The following is a 17,511-nucleotide window of genomic DNA, read 5'->3' on the forward strand; positions in this document are numbered from 1 at the left end:
TCGGGGGAAGATCACAGTGTCCAGACGCGAGGGCGACGGATAGAGCAGACCATGGCACCGCGGACGGCGAAGTTGGCGGTTTCCTGTTCTCTTGGCGACAGACGCCGTTCGCCGTCGTCGTAGATGGAATCAAAGATCAAGAAGTTGTTTCTTTTTAGCGTCGAATTCTTCTAGCGTGATGATGCCGTCATCGAGAAGCGACTTGTATTTTCGAAGTTCTTCCGTAGCATCAAACGAATCATTCTGCGCTTTTTCTATCGGGAGGACGTTGTGTGTTATTGAGTCAAGAGCTGCAAGAGTACTTTGAGCTTCTTTGAAAGCGTCTCTATAAATGAGATCGGATTTCTTGGTTTCCATCGGCATGAAATCCATGACGAGAGAGGTGCGTAGCTCGCCTGCAATCGAAATTCTGATTTGAAGGACTTTGCACGTACTGCTCTTTTTTGCAGTTGCGGCTCCTACGATTGCGCCGCTCTCTCCAAATGCAAGCCCTCCCAATATTGCTCTTCCAATGCCGCCACTGGCGACGTTTCCGCCATCTTCGATTAACTCGTAATTCACTATTTGATCAAAGCGGTAGATTTCGAAATCATCGTCTTTGTATTTTGTGAAATTCCTTAACTTTGGGGCAAGCTTTACAAGATTATTTGTTTCATCGATAAGAACACGTTTATTCGCTATTTTGGTGGGTGTAAAGCTTTCTCGTTCATGTTGCTTTTCTTTCATTTCATTTTGAATGCGCTCGGCAAAACCTCTAAGTTGCAGGATGCTTGTGCTTTTCAAGACGGTAGAAACCTCGTTGCCGTATCCCTCGATAATTTTCCCTAAACAAGCTGGGCATAAATAACCATCGGCTAAAGCTATCCTTGTCATAAGACCAACCTTTTTTCCGCAAAGAATGCAGTCGTTGTTTTTGCGTTGGTTCTCTGGTATTACTTGCAGGAAAGAAGGTTCTGAGATGTTGGTGGGGATAAGCATTGGCGACGCTGGATCCAATGGGGTTACCATATCAACGGTTTTTTCAGGAATGTCGGACAGAATCTTAAGCATCTGCGGGTACGTTTTTTCATTGCCGCGAAGAAGGCTAAACTTGCCGTCTTGGTAGTACACTGTCAAAAGGAATCTCTCTGGGGCCGTACGTTCGTAACTTTTCAGATTGTCTGAATTGAGGATGACTGATTTGAAGAAACCAGTAGCAATTTGAAGTTTTTCACCTTTTACCGTGATGTCTTTGCCTTTGTACTCTCCATCAAGAACTATATCCATGCTACACCTCACTAATTATATTAGAGCCTGTCTCTTTCTCGCTTTTACGCGGGTTTTGAGACAGGCTCTTTTTGCTCCTTAGCTTACGTGATTCTTCCCGTTCTCCACGCCCAGCGGACGATCGTCGGCGATCGGCGTGGTTGAACGTCGTTCTTTTTCTTTTTTCAGTTCGGCGCGCATGGCGGCAACGCCGCGGAAGGCCCCTGTCAAAATCTCCACTTCGGCGTCGGTAAACGGCTGCGCGAACATCAGCACAATGTCGGGATCTTTTTCCGCCAGCCGGCGGACAAGCGCGTCCAAAACCTTTCCGGAGGCAGTCGCGGGCGGTTCGGAAGGAACAACGGCAATACTGCTCCGATCCTCCACTCCTCCCGTCAACGTGTGCACCGAAACATGGAGCACGGAGGCAATATGCTCCAACACATCAAAGGTGGGATTTCTATATCCGTTCTCCCAGTTAATGATAGAGCTTCGCGAATAACCAGTTAGATCCGCAAGATCTTTTTGTTTTAAGTGTGCTTGTTCTCTAAAATTCTTTATCTGCTCTCCGATAGTCATTGTCTCACCTCTTTTAAGTATTGTCTACAAACGTCAACAGAAAATCAAGAGTAAGTTTTTACTCTTTTGGAGTTGACAAATGAAATCTCTTAATCTAAAATCACGATAAGTTCACGTTTAAAAACAACAATTAGGGAAGGTGAGATCATGAATATCGGCAGTCTAATCAAAGATAAACGGCTTACTTGTGGCCTTTCTCAAAATGATCTGGCGGCAAATGCGGGAATGTCTAGGAGTACAATAATCAACTTCGAGACGGGAAAAAGAAGTCCAAGGGTTGACGATCTGAAGAGCATTGCCCGTGCGCTTGGCGAAAGCGAAAATTACTTTTTTACGCTAAACCCTCGGGGCGCGCAGGCGAATGGTCGCCGTGCCTGCGCGGCGAAGACGGCGGCCGAATCGGCGCCCAGCTCGACGCGCTCTGCTTGATTCTGGAAGCGACGGCGCTGTTGCGCGATCTTTCCGACGAGCCGCGGGAAATCACCAATCTGATCAAGGATGCAAGCGGCGACGGCCGTTTGGAAGCTCCGGAAAACGCAGACTTCCTCGCAGCCCTGCGCGAGCTGGTAAGCGTCGCGCAGGATTTCCTGACCTGTCAGGCGGCTCTGACGTAACGAAAAAAGCCCCGGCGCATAGGCCGGGGCGGGGAGGCGGTGATGATATGGCGAAGGAAACGATACAAATTCGTCTTGAACCGTTTGATCTCGAATGGTTAGACAAAGAGGTTCGGCGGCAAGGCAGCAGCCGAGGGGCGGTTATTCGTTCTTTAATCCGCGCTCGGAAAGATACCGAGTTGCCGCCTGTTTCAGAAGCCAGTTGCAAGCGCTGCTAAAGGAGCGAGATTCCTGGTCAGCCACTTTCTGGACAGCATCTTCCACATCGGGGTCAAGTCGTATTTGGCGAGTGGATTTCGGCATACTCTATCACCTCGTAATTGATTGTAATGTATGCTTGATTGAAATAGGTGCTTGAATCAATTACGATTCTGTAGTATAACGTGATTAATTCAATTACGAAATTGCGAGGTGATGAAATGAACGTATCGATTTATCAGGCGCGATTGCCGGCCGATCTTTACGCGGCGCTGAAAGAGCGCGCCTACCAAGAGCGGCGCAGTGTGAACTCGCTGGTGGTGGAGGCGGTCGCGAAGCTGCTGGGCGTAGACGAAAAAAGCCCCGGCACGGAGGTCGGGAAGGAGGTTCCACAACGTGGAAAAACTGAAGCGTTACAGGCAGTTTAGAGGGTTATCGCGAGCCGAATTGGCCCACCGTGTCGGACTCAGTACTGAAACCTTAGCGCGTTATGAGCGTGGTAATCGGGAGCCAAATACGACCGTAACTAAACGGCTGGCCCTAGTGCTCAAATGCACGCCGAACGAGCTGCTGGGAGTGGAGAAGGAGGAGTAGGAATGGTGAAAAATACAATTCTTCGGGGGGTGGAACTTATTGACCTTCTTTTGCTTTCATTCTGCGTGCAATATAGAGAAACTCATTTTCCCCCAGGGCAATATTTGTGGGAAGTGTCTGCTTCTATAGACAGTTTGAAGTACCTGAAGTTGTTTTTGAAGCTGCGGTTGACGTTGGAAGTTTGGATACCTCTGATCGCCCATACGGTATGTGGTTATTGCTTTATTGTCGATTGTCTGGAAGGTTTTTGAAATAAATTGATAATCCCGATGACATTCAAAATGACCCCGACTATTATATTCAGCCCGACAAGCGAAGGCGGAAACTGCATTTTCCCCACTTCAGCACAAATATCGGCGAATGGCGCAAGACAGGCCTGCGGATTGAAAAATTCACTGGCTACAAAAGGGAGCATTCGATGAAAACGAGATTGTAGCTTCTCGAAGGTGGAAGATGTGATGGCGTTGTAAGTCATCTGCATTCCGTGTTCACGTAGGTTCATTATGATGTCTCCGGCTTGGAGAAGGAGCTTCTGAGTGGAGCTTTTTATGACATTAGCAAGTTGTTGGGGAGAAATGCGAACTTGGATAGCAACATCGTAAGGAAGAAGCGCCTCGGAATCGGATGCACTGGCGGGAATATTCAGTTTGACACGTACGGCGCGCAGGCTTCTTATCACCTGTAGGGTATTGGCATGGTAAGCGTCGTCATTAACGTTGGGTACTTTTTCCAGTGCGCCGACTTGGGCGTCGGTACATTTTATTGCTGTATCGATAGAATACTGCGCGCCGTCGATGTCGCGTTCCTGCTCTTCCGAAGACTCTCCGAAAGGCACGGACAGCCAATTTCGGAAGCGCGCCGGTATGGGAGCGAACGCGCCGTGAAAGAACGGCGAGTCGCGAGGTATGGGCGTACCCAAACTTTTAAGCCAAGGGGCTTTCGCTGCGGCAGATATTTTGGCCAGAGAGGAGAGCGCGGAATCGGGAGGCAGGGGCGTGAACAGTTCGCGGATACGATTATTCCTTTCCGCGAGTGAAGCGAACGGACGCATCATTTCTTGGAACGGACGCATACGCTCCATGTGCCGCTTGAGGGCTTCGATTGACATCGTGTCGATTGCCTGCGCGAGCGCCTCGGAGTGAAAAACGCCAAGTTTTTTCAGTTCATGGGGATCGAATTCCGAGATCAAGACAGACGCTCCTTTCAAAGGGAATTTGACGCGAAACGGGAGTTTGGGACGGTTCAAGCGAAAAGGATGTGGATAGATTTGAGGGAAGAACTGAGAAAGGCTCGATTGTCACGCGGTCTCCGGCAAGAGGACGTGGCGAAAAAGCTTGGAATGAGCACTCGCATGTACCAGCACTTGGAAGCGGGGAGCAGGGACGGCAAGGTCAAGCATTGGGACGCTCTCGAAGACTTGTTTGGCATCCCGCAGCGGACGTTGCGTTCATAAGAGTATAGAACATTTTGTTCGTGCAGACAAGATAAAGCGGGAATACAAGAGCGTGAACTCGCTGGTGGTGGAGGCGGTTCGAAAGCTGCTGGGCGCAGACGAAAAAAGCCCCGGCACGGAGGTCGAGGCGGAAGGAACGTAGTGATGGAAGACACGAAAAAAGCCGCCCTGGGGGGCGGCGGTTTACTGAGCTAATTGGATCAGGGCTTTGCCGATGCGAGCCCAGCCTCCCGTGGCGAGAAGCAGAAGGATGCCGGCGGCGAAAAAAATGAACGAGGCGAAAACGCCCTGCCAGACCCCGTACATAAACCCTTTGGGCGTGACCCGGTTCAGAATGTCGTTGATGCGCTTGTCGTAATCCGCTTTTTTCTGCGCCTCGATCTCGTTTACCTGATCGTCGAGCGTGTATTCGAGGAATTCGCGCAGAATCGACAGAGCGTGCTCTTTGTAGAAGCCAAGCTGTTTTTCCGAAGCGGCGTTTTCGGTAAAAGAGGCGAGATCCGACTTTTCGGGGATGCGCCCGTTATTCTCTATAAAGCGTTTGATCTTGTCGATTTTCTGCTGTTTGTAGACTGCATAGGCGATTTGACCGACAAGATCGTTTTCCCCGCTGACCAGCAGTTCGTAGATGCGGTTGTAATTCTGGCTCTCAGTGGTCGGCATGACGCTTCCTTGTATTGATCGATGCCCGGGTCAGCGCCTCGGCGATTTCGCGATCGGTTTTGCTTTCGACGATGGAACGCACATGCGGCGAGACAGGGCTGGAAGCGGCGTTTCCGGCCGCCATTCTGGCGCCGACGCGGCGAACCAAATCAGAATTGAAGCACATAGCGCATTCCTCCTTTTTGTTGATTTATTGTAGCGAAAAATAAAAACGCCGTCAACGGCGGATGAGATTGTGTCGGGAGGTGAAAGCGGCATGAACGTCGAACTGGCGATGTCGGACGGAGACATCAGGCGTCTGGGGGACTACATACTCGACGGTTTGGCGAAGAAGTCGCACAAGAGCGACCGCGTGCGGAACGTCGAGGCGGTGTGCAAACTGCCGGCCGAAGGCTTTATCTCGGAAGAGACGTTTGCCGAGATCATGGGCATCGGCAAGAGCACGCTGCGCGATCAGGTGCGGCTGGGGAAGTACCCCAAGCCCAGGAAGGTGACGACGGGGCGCAGCGGCTGGGCAGTGGACGAGGTGCGGGACCTGATCGAGCGGATAAAGAAGGGAGAGGTGTTCGATGGAAGCGATTCATGAAGCGCAGTGGTGCCGGTTCTTCATGGAAATATGCGCGCTGCTGGGCGGCGTGGGGCTGTCGCTGTCGCTGCTGTACGAGGTCGCTCTGCCCGTGCTGCGGCAGTGCGTTGCGAAGAGGCGAGCGCGGCGTTTCGCGGCGCGGCCGGAGCGCTGGCGGCAGGTGACGGAGCCATGAGGGCGGTTTACGGCCCGCACTCCCGCTGGGGCCGCCGGCTCTCGCCGCTGGAGCGGCTGCGGCGCTGGCTGGCGAGGAGGTTCTCGTGAAATGGCTGCTTGGGTACGCGGGGCTGTTCGCGGCGGCGCTGCTGTTCATGATCGCCTGTTGGGACGGAGGCGGGGACGATGACTTTTAGGGATCCGCGCAGCGGTGTTTCGTACCGCGTCGCCTGGTCGCGGCGGGAGCAGTGTCCCGTGCTGCTGTGTCTGATGTTTCCGGGGGACGTGTGGCGGGTGATCTATCGCTTTTACGTCTGGACACTCGAGGAAGTGGAAGGGATTTTTCCGATCACGGCGAAGCTGGAGCGCTGGCAGGCGGTGTGACGCCGCCGCGAAAGGAGGCTTGAGATGATGCGCGCGAAAAAAAGAGCCGCTTCGGCCGGCACCGAAACGACTCGAAAACAACGGTAAGGACTTGCGCCCTTGCCTCGGATTATATCACATCTCGAGAATGGCGGGGCGCGTTCTTCTTCGCCCACGTCCGTTCCCCTCGAGAACGAAAGGAGCCTTCATGGATACCGTCGAGATTTGCGCCGTTCTTGGTCTTGTTGTCTGTTCGTCGTGCGGCGCCGCTTTTTATCTGTATTGGAAGGAAGCCCGCCGGCACAAGGCGGTCAGGTCTTTTTACGAAAGACTGCTGGAAACGGAGCGGAAACGGTGCCGGAACGCGGCCGACGAGTTGCTGAAAGTGGCGAAGTCGGTCGTCGAAACGGAGCGCGAACTTCAGGCCGCCAAGAGGGAAATCGAGCGTCAGCGGCGCCACAATGCCAAGCTGAAAAAGTCGATGCGCCATCGGCACAAATCGCCTCGCGGCGCCAAGCGCATCGCCTGCGGGAAAAACACACGAAAACACCGCTGCGGCGCGAACTGAGCCTGCGCCGCGATCCGTTTTTCATATAAAAAGAGGTGCGCATCATGGATAACACATCGTTCCAAGTGCTGGATTTCGCACAGCCGTTCTGCGTGATTGAAAATTATGTTCTGGAGGACGAACGTCTGACCGCCTACGACGTGACGGTCTATCTGGCGCTGCGCTCGTACGCCGGCGCCCGCCGGGAGGACGGTTCGCTCGTCTGCTGGCCGAGCGTCGAGACTCTCGCCAAAAAGGCGCGCTGCGTCCGCTCCACGTGCTTCAAGTCGCTGGCGCATCTCGAAGATCTGGGGTATCTGAGAAGGGAATCCAGATACGTAAACAATCAATACAAGAAGACGACGCTGTACCAATTGCTTCCCAATCCGCGCGCCGCCGGTCCGTCCGACGGATCGGACGAGTCCGCCACACGGACCGAGTCCGTTATACGGACTGATGCAGTCCGTTTAACGGACTCGACCAGTCCGTCAAACGGACGGAGAACTAGATTCAATGAACTAGATTCAGAGAACTACAATCCCCCCTTAATCCCCCCAAAGGGGGGAGCGGGGGAAGCGGCTTCGCCTTCCGAGCCGGAGATCCCGGGCGAACAACGGATGATCGCGGATTCTCCGGACGAAGCTCTTGCCGAAGAACTGACGCAAAAAATACAGGCCGACTTCCCGCGCGCGGACGCCGGCAAACTGCGCGTGGCCGTGCGGCGCTGGATCGAGGCTTACGGCCGCGAAAGGGTGGAGGGGGAGATCCCCGCCGCTCTGCTGCTGCAATGCGAGAAGGGCGGCAGGTACCGCGACCCCGTGCGCTATATCGGCGCTTGGCTGAGGCGGGGCCGAAAAGCTCCGCCGCCCGTCGCGTCGAGGATCGACGAGCTGTTCGAGGAGTTCTGGACGATGTGGCCTGGGCTTCGGGACGGCAAGGAAGGCGCGCGCCGCGAGTGGCGGCGGCGTTTTTCCGCGCTGCCCGACGCCGCGGCGCGCAACGGGGCATTGCGCGCGCTGGAACCGCAGATCGAAGCTCTGATCGAGCGCGCCGAGCGGGGGGAAGACTTGCGCTTCCTGGGCAAGGCGCAGAACTTCATCCGCGACGCCGATCTGGCGGGGTAGCCGGCCGTGCTGCCCGATCAGATGCCGTGCAGCGCCGAGGCCGAACGGGCGGTCATCGGCACGATGCTGCTGGACCGAAGCGCGGCCGAAAAGATCGCGGCGCTGCTGACGCCGGAAGATTTTTACAACGGCAAGAATTTCGGCGTCTTCAAGACGTTGTCCGCGCGTCTGCGTTCCGGGCAGCCGCTGGACGGCGTGCTGCTGACGGCTCGGGGCGCGCTGAGCCAATCGGACTTCGCCGGCTTCGTGGACAGCGTATCCAGTACGGCCGCGTGGCCGAATCAGGCGCGTCTGCTGCGCGAGCTGCGTCAGCGCCGCGACGCCGTGACCGCAGGACGCCGGCTGATCAGGGACGCCTTCGCGCCGGACGCGGACACGGCGGCCATGTTCCAGCGCGCCTGGGCGGATCTTGCCCGCACCACGCGCCTGACGCTGGACGACGGCGACGGCCAGGACGGCGTTCTCGACCGCTTCGAGGCGGAGGTGCGCTCGTGGGGCGACAAGCCGTTCGCGCGCAGCGGCGTCGAACGGCTGGACCGCAGCATCGGCGGCGGCGTGCTGCCGGGGGGGATCGTCACGCTGGTCGGCGGCGAGGGCACGATGAAGACCTCGCTGGCGCTGTCGTTCGCGGAGACGTACCTGCGCGAGGTCGGACAGCGCGTGCTGTACCTGTCGCTCGACATGAAGCCGGAGCGGATCGCGCTGCGGCGTCTGCTGCCGCTGGCGGGCATGAGCGAACGGCGCATGATCGCGGCGATCCGCGAGGATCCGGACGGCTTTCGGGAGGTCCGTCAGCGGCGCGCGCAGATCGACCGCGGACGTTTCCGCCTGTCGGGCGGGCCGATGGAGCTGAAGGACGTGGAGAGCGCGGTGGCCGCGCAGTCGCCGGGGCTGGTGATATGGGATTTTCTGACGGCGACGGCCGGCTTCGCGAACGAGATGGAGTGTCAGCGCGCCTGCGTGGAGGCGCTGCGCGCGTGGCAGACGAAGTTTCCGGCGACGTGGCTGGTCTTGTCGCAGATGTCGGAGCAGTCCAAGCTCGGCCAGCGGCAGGGCGACTTTTCGGGCAAGGCGGCGGGCGGCAACAATCTGGCGCGCGTGAGCGACACGCTGATCGAGCTGTTCCTCGACGAGCCGCCGGAGCCGAACGCCTGCCAGCTGGCCAACAACGTCACGCCGCCGCCGGAGCTGATCGCCATCGTGGCGAAATGCCGCACCGGGCAAAAAGGCTCGATGTGGGCGCTGGGCTACGACGGCCCGACCATGTCGTTCACGGGAGACGCGCAGCGCGTGCGCCGCGAGAAGCAGAAAAAAGCGCAGTTCAGGAAAGACTTCTGACCGGGCGGAGAGCATGAAAAACGACCGGAAGCGCGAAGCTCCGGTCATTTGCCGAACAGATACGAATGACTCCCCGTCTGGGTGAGATAGAGGACGCCGCCGTCGATGCGGTAAATCAGCAGCCAGTCGGGCGCCAGATGCAGTTCCCGGTAGTCGGTCCAGTTGCCGCCCAGCGAGTGGTCACGCGCCTGCCGGGGCAGGGGCAGTTCGCCCGCCAGAAGGGCGATGGCCTCCTTCAGCGGTGCGGTGTCCAGCCCTTGTTTCTTGATGCGTTTCACGTCGCGGCGAAACTGCGCCGAGGTATTGATCTCCAGCATTTACAAGCCCAGGTCGCGGAAAAGCTCGTCGGCGTTGCCGTAGCTTTTGTTTCCCTTGTCGGCTTCCTGGTCGGCCATGGCTTTCTTCAGGCGGGCGTTGGGCACCGTCAGCTCGAAGGGGAGGCGGTTCTCTTCGTCGAATTTCACCAAAAACAGGCGCACGCCCTCGGAAAGAGTCAGGCCCATGCGGTCGAACTTGCTGGAAACGCGCTCTTTGAGTTCTCCGTCGAGGCGGACTCGGATCGAAGTGTCTGCGGTAGGCATGACGAAACCTCCTTTGATTTATTTGTATCTACATTGTAGCAACAAGGCGAAAAAACGCAAGGGGGATGAAGGTATGGACGACGTGAAACGGCTGGCGAGAGCGCTGGACATCGTGGCGTCGCGCTGTCCGCGGGGCCTGGCGGCTATCGTCGGCGAGGCGCCTCCGCCGACGTACGACGATCTCGTGGCGGCGGCGACATGGCGGCCGTTCGTCGAAAACGGGCGCAGCTCCGGCGGGGGCGGCGAAGGCCCCGTTCCGTCCTTGGCCGAGCGCGTCATGCGGGTCACCGAACCGCTCGAAAAAGCGGGCTGGAAAGCGATCGCCGCCGCAGGCAGGGAGGTGCGGGAACTTTATCCTCAGGACTGGGAAGCTTATCGGCTGCACGTCGTTTACGTCGACAGCCCGGTGCAATGGCGGATTGAGGACGATTCGACGCTACAACGTCTGGCGGACAAATGCCGCATGGACGTGCGCACGTTGCGTCGGCGGCGCCGTCAGGTGCCTCTGCAGATCGCCCGTTCGGCGCTTTACGGCGCGCAGCAGGGTCTTGACCTTTTTTGACTGTAAGGGAGCGTGGCCGCGATAATGCCCTCGATGATGTCCTTGCTGTGTCCGCTCGAGCGAATATAATGATAATGTCGCGAAATTGCGAAGAAATTTTGCCGACGACAAAGAGCCGCCCCTGTCGAGAGGCGGCTCTTTGCGTTGGAGCGGTTTAATTGGCGGTAAGCCGAGCTTCGAGGGCTTCCTGAAGCACTTGGGAGAAGTTGACTCCCTGCGCCTCGGCGGAGGTGTTCAGCCACGCGGGGATCGTCAGGTTTTTGCGAACGGCTTTCTTGCCGTACTTTTCGGCGTATGCGTCCATGTCGAGCGCAAGCAGGCTGACAAAGCCGTTCTCGTATTCGTCGGCTTTCACGTCTTCCGGACGGCTGGGAGCGGGAGCGGTTTTGCCGTCTTCGAGCTCGTCGAGCACCCAGCCGGCCGCGGCGTCTTCCGCCATAAAAATGGCGTCGGCAAGATCCTTACCTTGGGTAACGCAGCCGGGCAGGTCGGGAACGACGACGGTATAGGCGCCTTCGGTCTCATCGCAGGGGTAGAAGCAGGCAGGATAGGTGAGTCTCATGGCAATGGCCTCCTTGTGTTATGACTGTCGAGAGTGGCCGGGCGTCTACAGCCCGGCTTGTCTCAACGCTGATTTTGCCGTTTTCGGATCGAGGTCGCCGGGGTGATTGGGAATCGTTACCTTTCCCGGTTTGGTCGGGTGGACATAATGGAAATGCGAACCTCTCGAATTCTTTCGTCTCCACCCGTCCGCCAAAAGGATCTTTTCCAGTTCCTTGAACTTCATCGGCGCACCTCCTCTATGTCTCTATTATACGCATAATGCGCATTATGTCAAGCGGCAATCGTAAGACTTTTGGGATTGGAAAGGCGGTGGGCGAAACGGCCGAACGAAACGAGCTGATCCTTTATGCGACGTGGGACGCCCGGCGCCGCAGATACTGGATCGACGTCGTCGAAGCGACGCATTGGCCGCCGTCGTACGGCGCCGTCGCGATCTGCCGCATCGATCGCGAAGACCGCGGTCTCATGGTGGAATGGGCGGCTGTCCGAGCGCGGGCAGGGTGGACGCCGAGACGGCTTCGCAGGGCGATCCTGAAATGAAGCGCACCGATCCGCTGCGAACGGAGCAGGAGGTCAATCGCTTCCTGCGGTACATGAGCGAGTGGAACAGCGTCTACTACGTGGCGTGCTGCATCGGCATCAATTGGGGATTGCGCGCCTCGGACATCGTCTCGCTGAACGTCGGCGACGTGGTGGCGGGGGATGGCAGTCGCATTCAGATCGTCGAAAGAGTTCAAATCCGCGAACGGAAGACGGGTAAAACGCGCGACATTCCCGTAACCGATAAGATGAAAGAGATTTTGCGCGTTCACGTCCGCGCCTTGAAGAAACGCGACGACTATTCGCCGGCGACGCCGCTGATCCTCTCGCGCAAGCGCGACCGAAAAGGGAACTGTCGCGCCCTGTCGCGCGAACGAATCTCGCGCGTCATCAGCGAAGCGGCGCGCAAAATCGGCATCGCGCGCAAGACTCGCTGCATCGCCGCGCATAGCTTACGCAAGACTTACGCTTATCAGGCATGGCGAAACGGCATCCGCGTCGACGTGCTCCAGAAGGAGTTCGGACATGACAGCGTGGAGACGACGCATCGCTATGCGTGCATCCCGCACGAACAACTCGACCTCATTTTCAGGCGTGTAGATTTTGGCAACAAAAGGGCCGTGGCGGAAATGGCGAAAGCGCGAAAAAAATGCGTTGACAGCCATATTTTATGAAGTTTTGTGGATAAGTCGATTTCCGAAACAGGCGCAACTTCGTCGCGCTTCGTCGGCGTCTGCTTCGAGCGGCGCTTTGCGAACGTCACATAAGTATAGATAAATGACGTTCGAGGTGATTTCGAGCGTCTTGAGCGACCGAGCTCAAACGCAGTCAAGGCAAGGTGTAAGGTGGTGAGCGCGGGTCCTTCCGGCGGAAATTTGCCCGCGGGTCGGAAGAGGCTCGAAATTCGGACGTGCGGAAGCGAAAAATCGGCCATTTCCGCTAAAAATGATAACTGGAAGTGAATATTTTGGCGACGAAACCAGAGTTTACACCGAAAAGAAACGCGGATTGCGGCGTACTGTCCGCCGACGCCGGCCGACCGGCGCTCAAAGGTTCGCGATCGGGAGGTTGGGCTGCCAACGCCGGCTGGCCGGCGCTCACGAGTCCGCGACTGGGCGACCTGTTCGGCATGACCGACCGGCGCGTCAGGCAGCTGGCGCAGCAGGGGATCCTGCCGCGCGACGAGAAGGGGCGGTATCCGATGCGCGACTGCGTTCTCGCCTATATCGCCTATCTGAAAAGCAATCCCGACGAGTCGGCCAGCGTCAAAGAACTGGAGTACCGCAAGCTCAAGGCCGAGACCGAGGAGCGCCAGGCGAAGGCCGACAAGGCGCAGCTCGATCTCGACGAACGCCGCGGCGAGCTGATCAGCCGCGCGGACATGTACCGCGAATGGATCGGCCGCTGCGTGGAACTGCGCGCCGCGATGCTCGGTCTGCCCAACGAGCTGGGATTCCGTTTTACCGCCGACGATACGCGCGCGCTGGTGGAGGAGGTGAGCGAGGAATTTGTCAGAACGACCCTTGAAACGTGGAGCCGCGAAGGCCCCTTCACGCCCCGCGCGCCGTCCGCGGCTCTGGACGCCGCGCGAACTGAGGGCGCTGGTTCCGCCGAAGAAGATTGACGTCTCGGAATGGGCCGACCGGAACAGAGTCCTCGACGCCGCTTCCTCGCCCATGCCGGGACCGTGGAAGACTGCCCGCACGCCGTACCTGCGCGAAATCCTCGACAACTTCCGCGACCGCCGCCTGAAGAAGATGGTGCTGTGTTTCGGCACGCAGCTGGGCAAGTCGGAATGCATCCTCAACCTGATCGGCTACGTCATCGACCAGGATCCCGGCGCGACGCTGCTCGTCTATCCCACCGACCAGCTGGCCAAAAGCATCAGCAAGAACCGCATCGCCCCGATGCTGATCAACTCGCCGGCGCTGCTGGAAAAGTGGAATATCGACGACAGCGAGATCCTCGAACTGCAGCTGCAGGGCATGTATCTCGCTCTCGTCGGCGCGAACAGCCCCTCCAAGCTCGCCAGCCGTCCCATCCGTTATTTGTTCTACGACGAGATCGACAAGTTCCCCGACCGCTCCGGCGGCGACGCCAACCCCATCGATCTCGCCGCCGAGCGCACCAAGAACTTCGCCAACAGCCGCCAGGTCATGGCCAGCTCGCCTACCGTCGTCTCCGGCGCCATCTGGCAGAACTTCCTGGCCGCGCGGGTGAAGAAGCGCTACTTCGTCCCCTGCCCGCACTGCGGCGAGATGATCACCCTGGAACTGTCCGGCGTCAAGTGGCCGGAAGAGCTGAACGAACTGCCGCCGCGCGAGCGCGAAGCCCGCGTCGCCGGCGAAGCGTGGTACGAGTGCCCCGCGTGCCGTTGCCGCATCGACGACATGATGAAGTACGCCATGCTGCGGGGCGGCGAATGGCGTCCCGTGACGCGGCGGGAAGACGGCGAATGGGTCGAAGACTTCGCCGCCCCGCAGCGCCCCGAATCCGTAGGCTACAACATCGGTTCCATCTATTCGCCGTGGCTGACCTTTGGGCAGATCGCGCAGAAGTTTCTGCACGCCAAGAACGATGTCCTCTCCTTCATGAACTTCCAGAACGGCTGGCTGGCTCTGCCCTGGACCCCGAAAGCCGCCACCATGCGCAGCGACGCCGTTATGGCCCTGCAGCAACCCTACGAGCAGAACGTCGTGCCGCGGGACGCGCAGCTGCTGACCTGCGGCGTGGACGTGCAGCAGGACTGCATGTACTACGTCGTGCGCGCCTGGGGGCCGCGCCTCACCTCCTGGCTCGTCGACTACGACCGCGTCGAGACCTGGACCGACGTCGACCGCGTCCTCGACCGCCCCTACAAAGTCGACGACGGCGACGAGATGCTCGTCAACCTCTGCTTCGTCGATTCGGGGTACAAAACCGCCGAAGTTTACGAGTACTGCGCGCTGCGCCCCGAAGTGGCCTACCCGTCCAAGGGCAGCAGCGCCCCGCTGGCCCGCGCGCCGCTCGTCGAAAGTGCCATCGAAAAGCCCGAGTTCGGCGGTATGAAACTGTTCGTCGTCGACGGCGCCTACTACAAGAACTTCATCCACGGCCGCATCCAGCGTCCCGCCGGATCGCCCGGCAGCTGGAACGTCTTCGAGGGCGTCTCGCGCGAGTACGCCGACATGATCTGCGCCGAGCACAAAGTCCTCGAACGCGGCGGCAACGGCAAAATGCGCGAAGTCTGGCAGCTCGTCGCCGAGCACGTCCCCAACCACTATCTCGACTGCGAAGTCTACGCCACCGCCGCGGCCGAACGCATGGGCGTGCGGCACCTGAGCGAAGAGAATTGACGCGCCGCGGACCGTTCGGAAATTCCGAACAGTCCGCCGGGCGCGGCGAGCCCCCAGCGGGGGATCGAAGCACAATACGAACGAGGTGACGAAAGAAGATGGACGAACTCGAGATCCGCGCCGAGATCGAACTGCTGACCAAGGCCATCCAGGCCATCTACGACGGCGCGCAGTCCTACGCCGTCGGCGGCCGCAGCGTGACCAAGGCCAACCTCGGCGAGCTGCTGGCGGAACGCCGGCGGCTTTACGGAGAGCTGGCCGAACTGACCACCAACGGCGGAAGGAGCCTGGCGCGATGGCCGGGAAGATGAACGCCCTCGACCGCCTGATCGGCTGGCTTTCGCCGCAGGCGTTCTGCCGGCGCATGGCCTGGAGGGAAGAACAGAAACGCTATTACGACGCCGCGCGCACCGACCGCTTCGGCGCGTCCTGGTTCCCGCCCGGCAGCCTGTCGAGCGAGAACACCGACCGCCCCTACCGCACGCTGATCCGCGGCCGCGCTCGCGATCTGGAACGCAACAACGGCATCGTCCGCGGCCTGCTGCGCGGTCTGGAACGCAACGTCGTCGGCGCGGGTATCGCCCCCCAGCCCGACGTCACCAGCCGCAGCGGCAGGAGCAACGACGCCCTCAACCGCCGCATCGCCGAGCTGTGGGCCGACTGGAGCCAGCGGCGATTCTGCGACGTCGCCGGCGCGTCCTCGTTCCCGGACTTTCAAAGACTCTACCTGCGCCGCCGCATCGTCGACGGCGACGTCTTCGTGATCGTCGTCGCCCCGCCCGAAGGCGGAGCGTACCCCGTCGCCCTGCAGATGATCGAGCCCGATCTGCTGGCCGAAGACGTCTTCCAAACCAAGGACGGACACAAAGTCTTCGGCGGCGTGGAAGTAGACGAGTTCATGCGCCCGCTGGCCTATCACTTCCGCATGGACCCGCTCGAATCCGCGCGCACGATCCGCGTGCCGGCCGAGCGCGTCGTGCACGGCTACGACCGCACCCGCGCCCCGCAGCTCCGCGGCGTGTCCGAACTGGCCGGATCGATGGAGTCGATCCGCGACATCGGCGAATACGTCGACAGCGAACTCAAGGCCGCCCGCATCGCCGGCTCCATGACCGGCGTCGTCAAGACGGAGACCGGCGCCGCCCGCATCGGGCGCGCCCCAGCCCGCGACGCCAACGGCGCCCCCATCGAAACGATCCAGCTCGGTTCCCTCAATTACCTGAAGCAAGGAGAAGAAGTGAACTTCCCGCAGCCCGGCCGCCCCAACGAAGCCGCCGGCGGCTTCGTCTCCGTCATCGAACGCTTCGTCGGCGTCGGCATGGGGCTGAGCTACGAAGCCGTCAGCCGCGACCTGTCGCAGGTGAATTATTCGAGCATCCGCGAAGGCCGCCTGCAGGACATCAAGACCTACGAGGAATACCAGAGAGACGTCGTCGAGACCTTCTGCGCGCCCGTGTACGCCGCCTGGCTCGACGCCATGGTGCTGAACGGGCTCGTGACGATCCCCGGTTATTGGGGCGCCCGGGACAAATACCGCAAAGTCCGCTGGGTGCGTCCCGGCTGGTCGTGGGTGGACCCGCAGAAGGAAGCCGCCGCCGCCGAGAAGGGCCTGCAGCTGGGTACCACCACGCTGCAGGAAGTCTGCGGCTACGAAGGCAAGGATTGGCAGGAAGTGCTGCGTCAGCGCAAAGCCGAGCAGGACTTCATCGCCGAAATCGGATTGAACACAGGAGGAGATCATCATGAACCAGGCAGCACCCCTTCCGACGCCGGAACAGGCGCGGCAGCGGATGGAACAATACCTGAGCCCGGCGACGACGCATAGACGCGAGACCGCCGTCGAGGCGGTCGGGGCGGAAGGCCGGAGCGTCGAACTTTCCTTTTCTTCCGAGCAGCCCGTCATGCGGTACGACTGGCTGAACGACGAAGAATACGGGGAAATCCTCGACCATTCGGAAGGCGCCCCGTCGCTCGAACGGCTGCGAAGCGTCGGCGTCGTCCTGTTCAACCACGACAGCCGCACGCTGCCCGTGGCGCGAATCGAAAGAGTCTGGCTCGACGGCGCCGCCCGCAAGGGACGCGCCCGTATCACCTTCGACGGCGACGAAGAGGCCGAACGCGTTTTTCGGAAGGTCAAATCCGGCTTTCTGCGCGGCGTCTCCGTCGGCTACAAGGTCAGCGAATGGGAGAGAATCGCCCGCGGCGTCACGCAGAACGGCGTCACCGGCCCCGCCATGATCGCCCGCAAGTGGGAGCCGCTGGAGATCTCTATCGTCACCGTCCCGGCCGACGCCAACGTCGGCGTGGGACGCAGCATCGGCATGGAGGAAAACGACATGGAAGAAAGAAATCAGGACCACACTCACGCCGCCTCGGCGGCGCAGAATCCCGCTTCGGCGGAACGGAACTCCGCCCCCGCAGCGCAGAACCCCGCGCCTTCGGAGCAGAACCCCGCGCCGGCCGCCGCGC

At 59.4% G+C, this 17,511-nt stretch carries 30 protein-coding genes; 20 read left to right on the forward strand and 10 right to left on the reverse strand.

Going from position 1 to position 17,511, the window contains the following annotated elements; all coding sequences use genetic code 11:
• Nucleotides 1–11: 11 nt before the first annotated feature.
• From HMPREF7215_RS13895 to HMPREF7215_RS12720, 3 genes are all read right to left on the reverse strand, one after another.
• Entirely contained in the window at nt 12–140 is a 129-nt protein-coding gene (locus tag HMPREF7215_RS13895) for a hypothetical protein (RefSeq protein WP_009164220.1), read from the reverse strand.
• Complete coding sequence (locus HMPREF7215_RS12310; protein ID WP_009164221.1) at nt 130–1,266, reverse strand: DUF4428 domain-containing protein; 1,137 nt, start codon at nt 1,264–1,266, stop codon at nt 130–132. The genes HMPREF7215_RS13895 and HMPREF7215_RS12310 overlap by 11 nt, the downstream gene beginning before the upstream one ends.
• A 78-nt stretch (nt 1,267–1,344) precedes the next feature.
• Complete coding sequence (locus HMPREF7215_RS12720) at nt 1,345–1,824, reverse strand: helix-turn-helix domain-containing protein (RefSeq protein ID WP_083798230.1); 480 nt, start codon at nt 1,822–1,824, stop codon at nt 1,345–1,347.
• 147 nt (nt 1,825–1,971) lie between these two features.
• Here HMPREF7215_RS12720 and HMPREF7215_RS12725 point away from each other — a divergent pair, with 147 nt between their 5' ends.
• From HMPREF7215_RS12725 to HMPREF7215_RS14025, 5 genes are all read left to right on the forward strand, one after another.
• Nucleotides 1,972–2,253, forward strand: coding sequence for a helix-turn-helix transcriptional regulator (locus HMPREF7215_RS12725; protein ID WP_040550329.1), 282 nt, complete (start codon nt 1,972–1,974; stop codon nt 2,251–2,253).
• Nucleotides 2,250–2,438 carry a hypothetical protein gene (locus HMPREF7215_RS13505; RefSeq protein ID WP_009164223.1) on the forward strand — a complete coding sequence of 63 codons (189 nt, stop codon included), beginning with the start codon at nt 2,250–2,252 and terminating at the stop codon, nt 2,436–2,438. Before HMPREF7215_RS12725 ends, HMPREF7215_RS13505 begins: the two co-directional genes overlap by 4 nt.
• Before the next feature lie 47 nt (nt 2,439–2,485).
• The gene (locus HMPREF7215_RS13510) at nt 2,486–2,656 is read left to right on the forward strand and encodes a ribbon-helix-helix protein, CopG family (RefSeq protein WP_198004543.1); all 171 of its coding nucleotides are present in this window, start codon (nt 2,486–2,488) and stop codon (nt 2,654–2,656) included.
• 201 nt (nt 2,657–2,857) lie between these two features.
• Entirely contained in the window at nt 2,858–3,064 is a 207-nt protein-coding gene (locus HMPREF7215_RS03290; RefSeq protein WP_009164224.1) for a hypothetical protein, read from the forward strand.
• Nucleotides 3,033–3,230: a helix-turn-helix domain-containing protein gene (locus tag HMPREF7215_RS14025; RefSeq protein ID WP_040550330.1), complete on the forward strand. Its 198-nt coding sequence runs from the start codon at nt 3,033–3,035 to the stop codon at nt 3,228–3,230. Before HMPREF7215_RS03290 ends, HMPREF7215_RS14025 begins: the two co-directional genes overlap by 32 nt.
• 214 nt (nt 3,231–3,444) lie before the next feature.
• On the opposite strand, the gene HMPREF7215_RS03300 is transcribed toward HMPREF7215_RS14025, so the two are convergent.
• On the reverse strand, nt 3,445–4,419 hold the full coding sequence (locus tag HMPREF7215_RS03300) for a hypothetical protein (RefSeq protein WP_009164226.1): 975 nt from the start codon (nt 4,417–4,419) through the stop codon (nt 3,445–3,447).
• A gap of 66 nt (nt 4,420–4,485) precedes the next feature.
• Here HMPREF7215_RS03300 and HMPREF7215_RS14030 point away from each other — a divergent pair, with 66 nt between their 5' ends.
• The gene (locus HMPREF7215_RS14030) at nt 4,486–4,683 is read left to right on the forward strand and encodes a helix-turn-helix domain-containing protein (protein ID WP_040550331.1); all 198 of its coding nucleotides are present in this window, start codon (nt 4,486–4,488) and stop codon (nt 4,681–4,683) included.
• A gap of 183 nt (nt 4,684–4,866) precedes the next feature.
• Here the strand turns inward: HMPREF7215_RS14030 and HMPREF7215_RS12320 are convergent, their stop codons facing one another.
• Nucleotides 4,867–5,346, reverse strand: coding sequence for a hypothetical protein (locus tag HMPREF7215_RS12320; protein ID WP_009164229.1), 480 nt, complete (start codon nt 5,344–5,346; stop codon nt 4,867–4,869).
• The gene (locus HMPREF7215_RS03315; protein ID WP_009164230.1) at nt 5,333–5,512 is read right to left on the reverse strand and encodes a hypothetical protein; all 180 of its coding nucleotides are present in this window, start codon (nt 5,510–5,512) and stop codon (nt 5,333–5,335) included. The genes HMPREF7215_RS12320 and HMPREF7215_RS03315 overlap by 14 nt, the downstream gene beginning before the upstream one ends.
• Nucleotides 5,513–5,581: 69 nt before the next feature.
• Between HMPREF7215_RS03315 and HMPREF7215_RS12325 the strand changes: the two genes are divergently transcribed.
• The 6 genes from HMPREF7215_RS12325 (at nt 5,582) to HMPREF7215_RS03340 (ending at nt 9,460) form a co-directional block, all read left to right on the forward strand.
• Nucleotides 5,582–5,932, forward strand: coding sequence for a helix-turn-helix transcriptional regulator (locus tag HMPREF7215_RS12325; protein WP_156797413.1), 351 nt, complete (start codon nt 5,582–5,584; stop codon nt 5,930–5,932).
• Nucleotides 5,916–6,107 carry a hypothetical protein gene (locus HMPREF7215_RS12330; protein ID WP_009164232.1) on the forward strand — a complete coding sequence of 64 codons (192 nt, stop codon included), beginning with the start codon at nt 5,916–5,918 and terminating at the stop codon, nt 6,105–6,107. The genes HMPREF7215_RS12325 and HMPREF7215_RS12330 overlap by 17 nt, the downstream gene beginning before the upstream one ends.
• Before the next feature lie 167 nt (nt 6,108–6,274).
• A complete protein-coding gene (locus HMPREF7215_RS03325) occupies nt 6,275–6,472 on the forward strand; it encodes a hypothetical protein (RefSeq protein ID WP_009164233.1) in 198 nt (65 codons plus the stop codon).
• 187 nt (nt 6,473–6,659) lie between these two features.
• Complete coding sequence (locus HMPREF7215_RS03330) at nt 6,660–7,019, forward strand: hypothetical protein (RefSeq protein ID WP_009164234.1); 360 nt, start codon at nt 6,660–6,662, stop codon at nt 7,017–7,019.
• 44 nt (nt 7,020–7,063) lie between these two features.
• Entirely contained in the window at nt 7,064–8,122 is a 1,059-nt protein-coding gene (locus tag HMPREF7215_RS03335; RefSeq protein WP_009164235.1) for a helix-turn-helix domain-containing protein, read from the forward strand.
• A 6-nt stretch (nt 8,123–8,128) separates the two neighbouring features.
• A complete protein-coding gene (locus HMPREF7215_RS03340; protein WP_009164236.1) occupies nt 8,129–9,460 on the forward strand; it encodes a DnaB-like helicase N-terminal domain-containing protein in 1,332 nt (443 codons plus the stop codon).
• 44 nt (nt 9,461–9,504) lie between these two features.
• Here the strand turns inward: HMPREF7215_RS03340 and HMPREF7215_RS03345 are convergent, their stop codons facing one another.
• Together HMPREF7215_RS03345 and HMPREF7215_RS03350 are read right to left on the reverse strand one after the other, a co-directional pair.
• Nucleotides 9,505–9,777: a type II toxin-antitoxin system YafQ family toxin gene (locus HMPREF7215_RS03345; protein WP_009164237.1), complete on the reverse strand. Its 273-nt coding sequence runs from the start codon at nt 9,775–9,777 to the stop codon at nt 9,505–9,507.
• Nucleotides 9,778–10,041, reverse strand: coding sequence for a type II toxin-antitoxin system RelB/DinJ family antitoxin (locus tag HMPREF7215_RS03350; RefSeq protein WP_009164238.1), 264 nt, complete (start codon nt 10,039–10,041; stop codon nt 9,778–9,780).
• A gap of 73 nt (nt 10,042–10,114) precedes the next feature.
• Here HMPREF7215_RS03350 and HMPREF7215_RS03355 point away from each other — a divergent pair, with 73 nt between their 5' ends.
• Nucleotides 10,115–10,603 carry an NADAR family protein gene (locus HMPREF7215_RS03355; protein WP_009164239.1) on the forward strand — a complete coding sequence of 163 codons (489 nt, stop codon included), beginning with the start codon at nt 10,115–10,117 and terminating at the stop codon, nt 10,601–10,603.
• A 154-nt stretch (nt 10,604–10,757) separates the two neighbouring features.
• On the opposite strand, the gene HMPREF7215_RS03360 is transcribed toward HMPREF7215_RS03355, so the two are convergent.
• Nucleotides 10,758–11,165 carry a type II toxin-antitoxin system HicB family antitoxin gene (locus HMPREF7215_RS03360; protein WP_009164240.1) on the reverse strand — a complete coding sequence of 136 codons (408 nt, stop codon included), beginning with the start codon at nt 11,163–11,165 and terminating at the stop codon, nt 10,758–10,760.
• 45 nt (nt 11,166–11,210) lie between these two features.
• A complete protein-coding gene (locus tag HMPREF7215_RS03365; protein ID WP_008520638.1) occupies nt 11,211–11,390 on the reverse strand; it encodes a type II toxin-antitoxin system HicA family toxin in 180 nt (59 codons plus the stop codon).
• Nucleotides 11,391–11,476: 86 nt separating this feature from the next.
• On the opposite strand from HMPREF7215_RS03365, the gene HMPREF7215_RS13085 reads away from it, so the two are divergent.
• The 7 genes from HMPREF7215_RS13085 to HMPREF7215_RS03400 all read left to right on the forward strand — a co-directional run.
• Nucleotides 11,477–11,707, forward strand: a complete 231-nt coding sequence (locus HMPREF7215_RS13085) for a hypothetical protein (protein ID WP_009164241.1) — start codon at nt 11,477–11,479, stop codon at nt 11,705–11,707.
• On the forward strand, nt 11,704–12,381 hold the full coding sequence (locus HMPREF7215_RS03375) for a tyrosine-type recombinase/integrase (RefSeq protein ID WP_009164242.1): 678 nt from the start codon (nt 11,704–11,706) through the stop codon (nt 12,379–12,381). The genes HMPREF7215_RS13085 and HMPREF7215_RS03375 overlap by 4 nt, the downstream gene beginning before the upstream one ends.
• Before the next feature lie 293 nt (nt 12,382–12,674).
• Entirely contained in the window at nt 12,675–13,331 is a 657-nt protein-coding gene (locus HMPREF7215_RS12335; RefSeq protein WP_050768865.1) for a hypothetical protein, read from the forward strand.
• On the forward strand, nt 13,216–15,042 hold the full coding sequence (locus HMPREF7215_RS03385; RefSeq protein WP_009164244.1) for a terminase gpA endonuclease subunit: 1,827 nt from the start codon (nt 13,216–13,218) through the stop codon (nt 15,040–15,042). The genes HMPREF7215_RS12335 and HMPREF7215_RS03385 overlap by 116 nt, the downstream gene beginning before the upstream one ends.
• Nucleotides 15,043–15,140: 98 nt before the next feature.
• On the forward strand, nt 15,141–15,353 hold the full coding sequence (locus tag HMPREF7215_RS03390; protein ID WP_009164245.1) for a hypothetical protein: 213 nt from the start codon (nt 15,141–15,143) through the stop codon (nt 15,351–15,353).
• Nucleotides 15,338–16,867: a phage portal protein gene (locus HMPREF7215_RS03395; RefSeq protein WP_009164246.1), complete on the forward strand. Its 1,530-nt coding sequence runs from the start codon at nt 15,338–15,340 to the stop codon at nt 16,865–16,867. Before HMPREF7215_RS03390 ends, HMPREF7215_RS03395 begins: the two co-directional genes overlap by 16 nt.
• Nucleotides 16,785–17,511 (forward strand): HK97 family phage prohead protease (locus tag HMPREF7215_RS03400; protein WP_198004545.1); only part of this gene is annotated, 727 nt, incomplete at its 3' end. The genes HMPREF7215_RS03395 and HMPREF7215_RS03400, both read left to right, overlap by 83 nt.

This window comes from Pyramidobacter piscolens W5455 (assembly GCF_000177335.1).
Taxonomy (GTDB): domain Bacteria; phylum Synergistota; class Synergistia; order Synergistales; family Dethiosulfovibrionaceae; genus Pyramidobacter; species Pyramidobacter piscolens.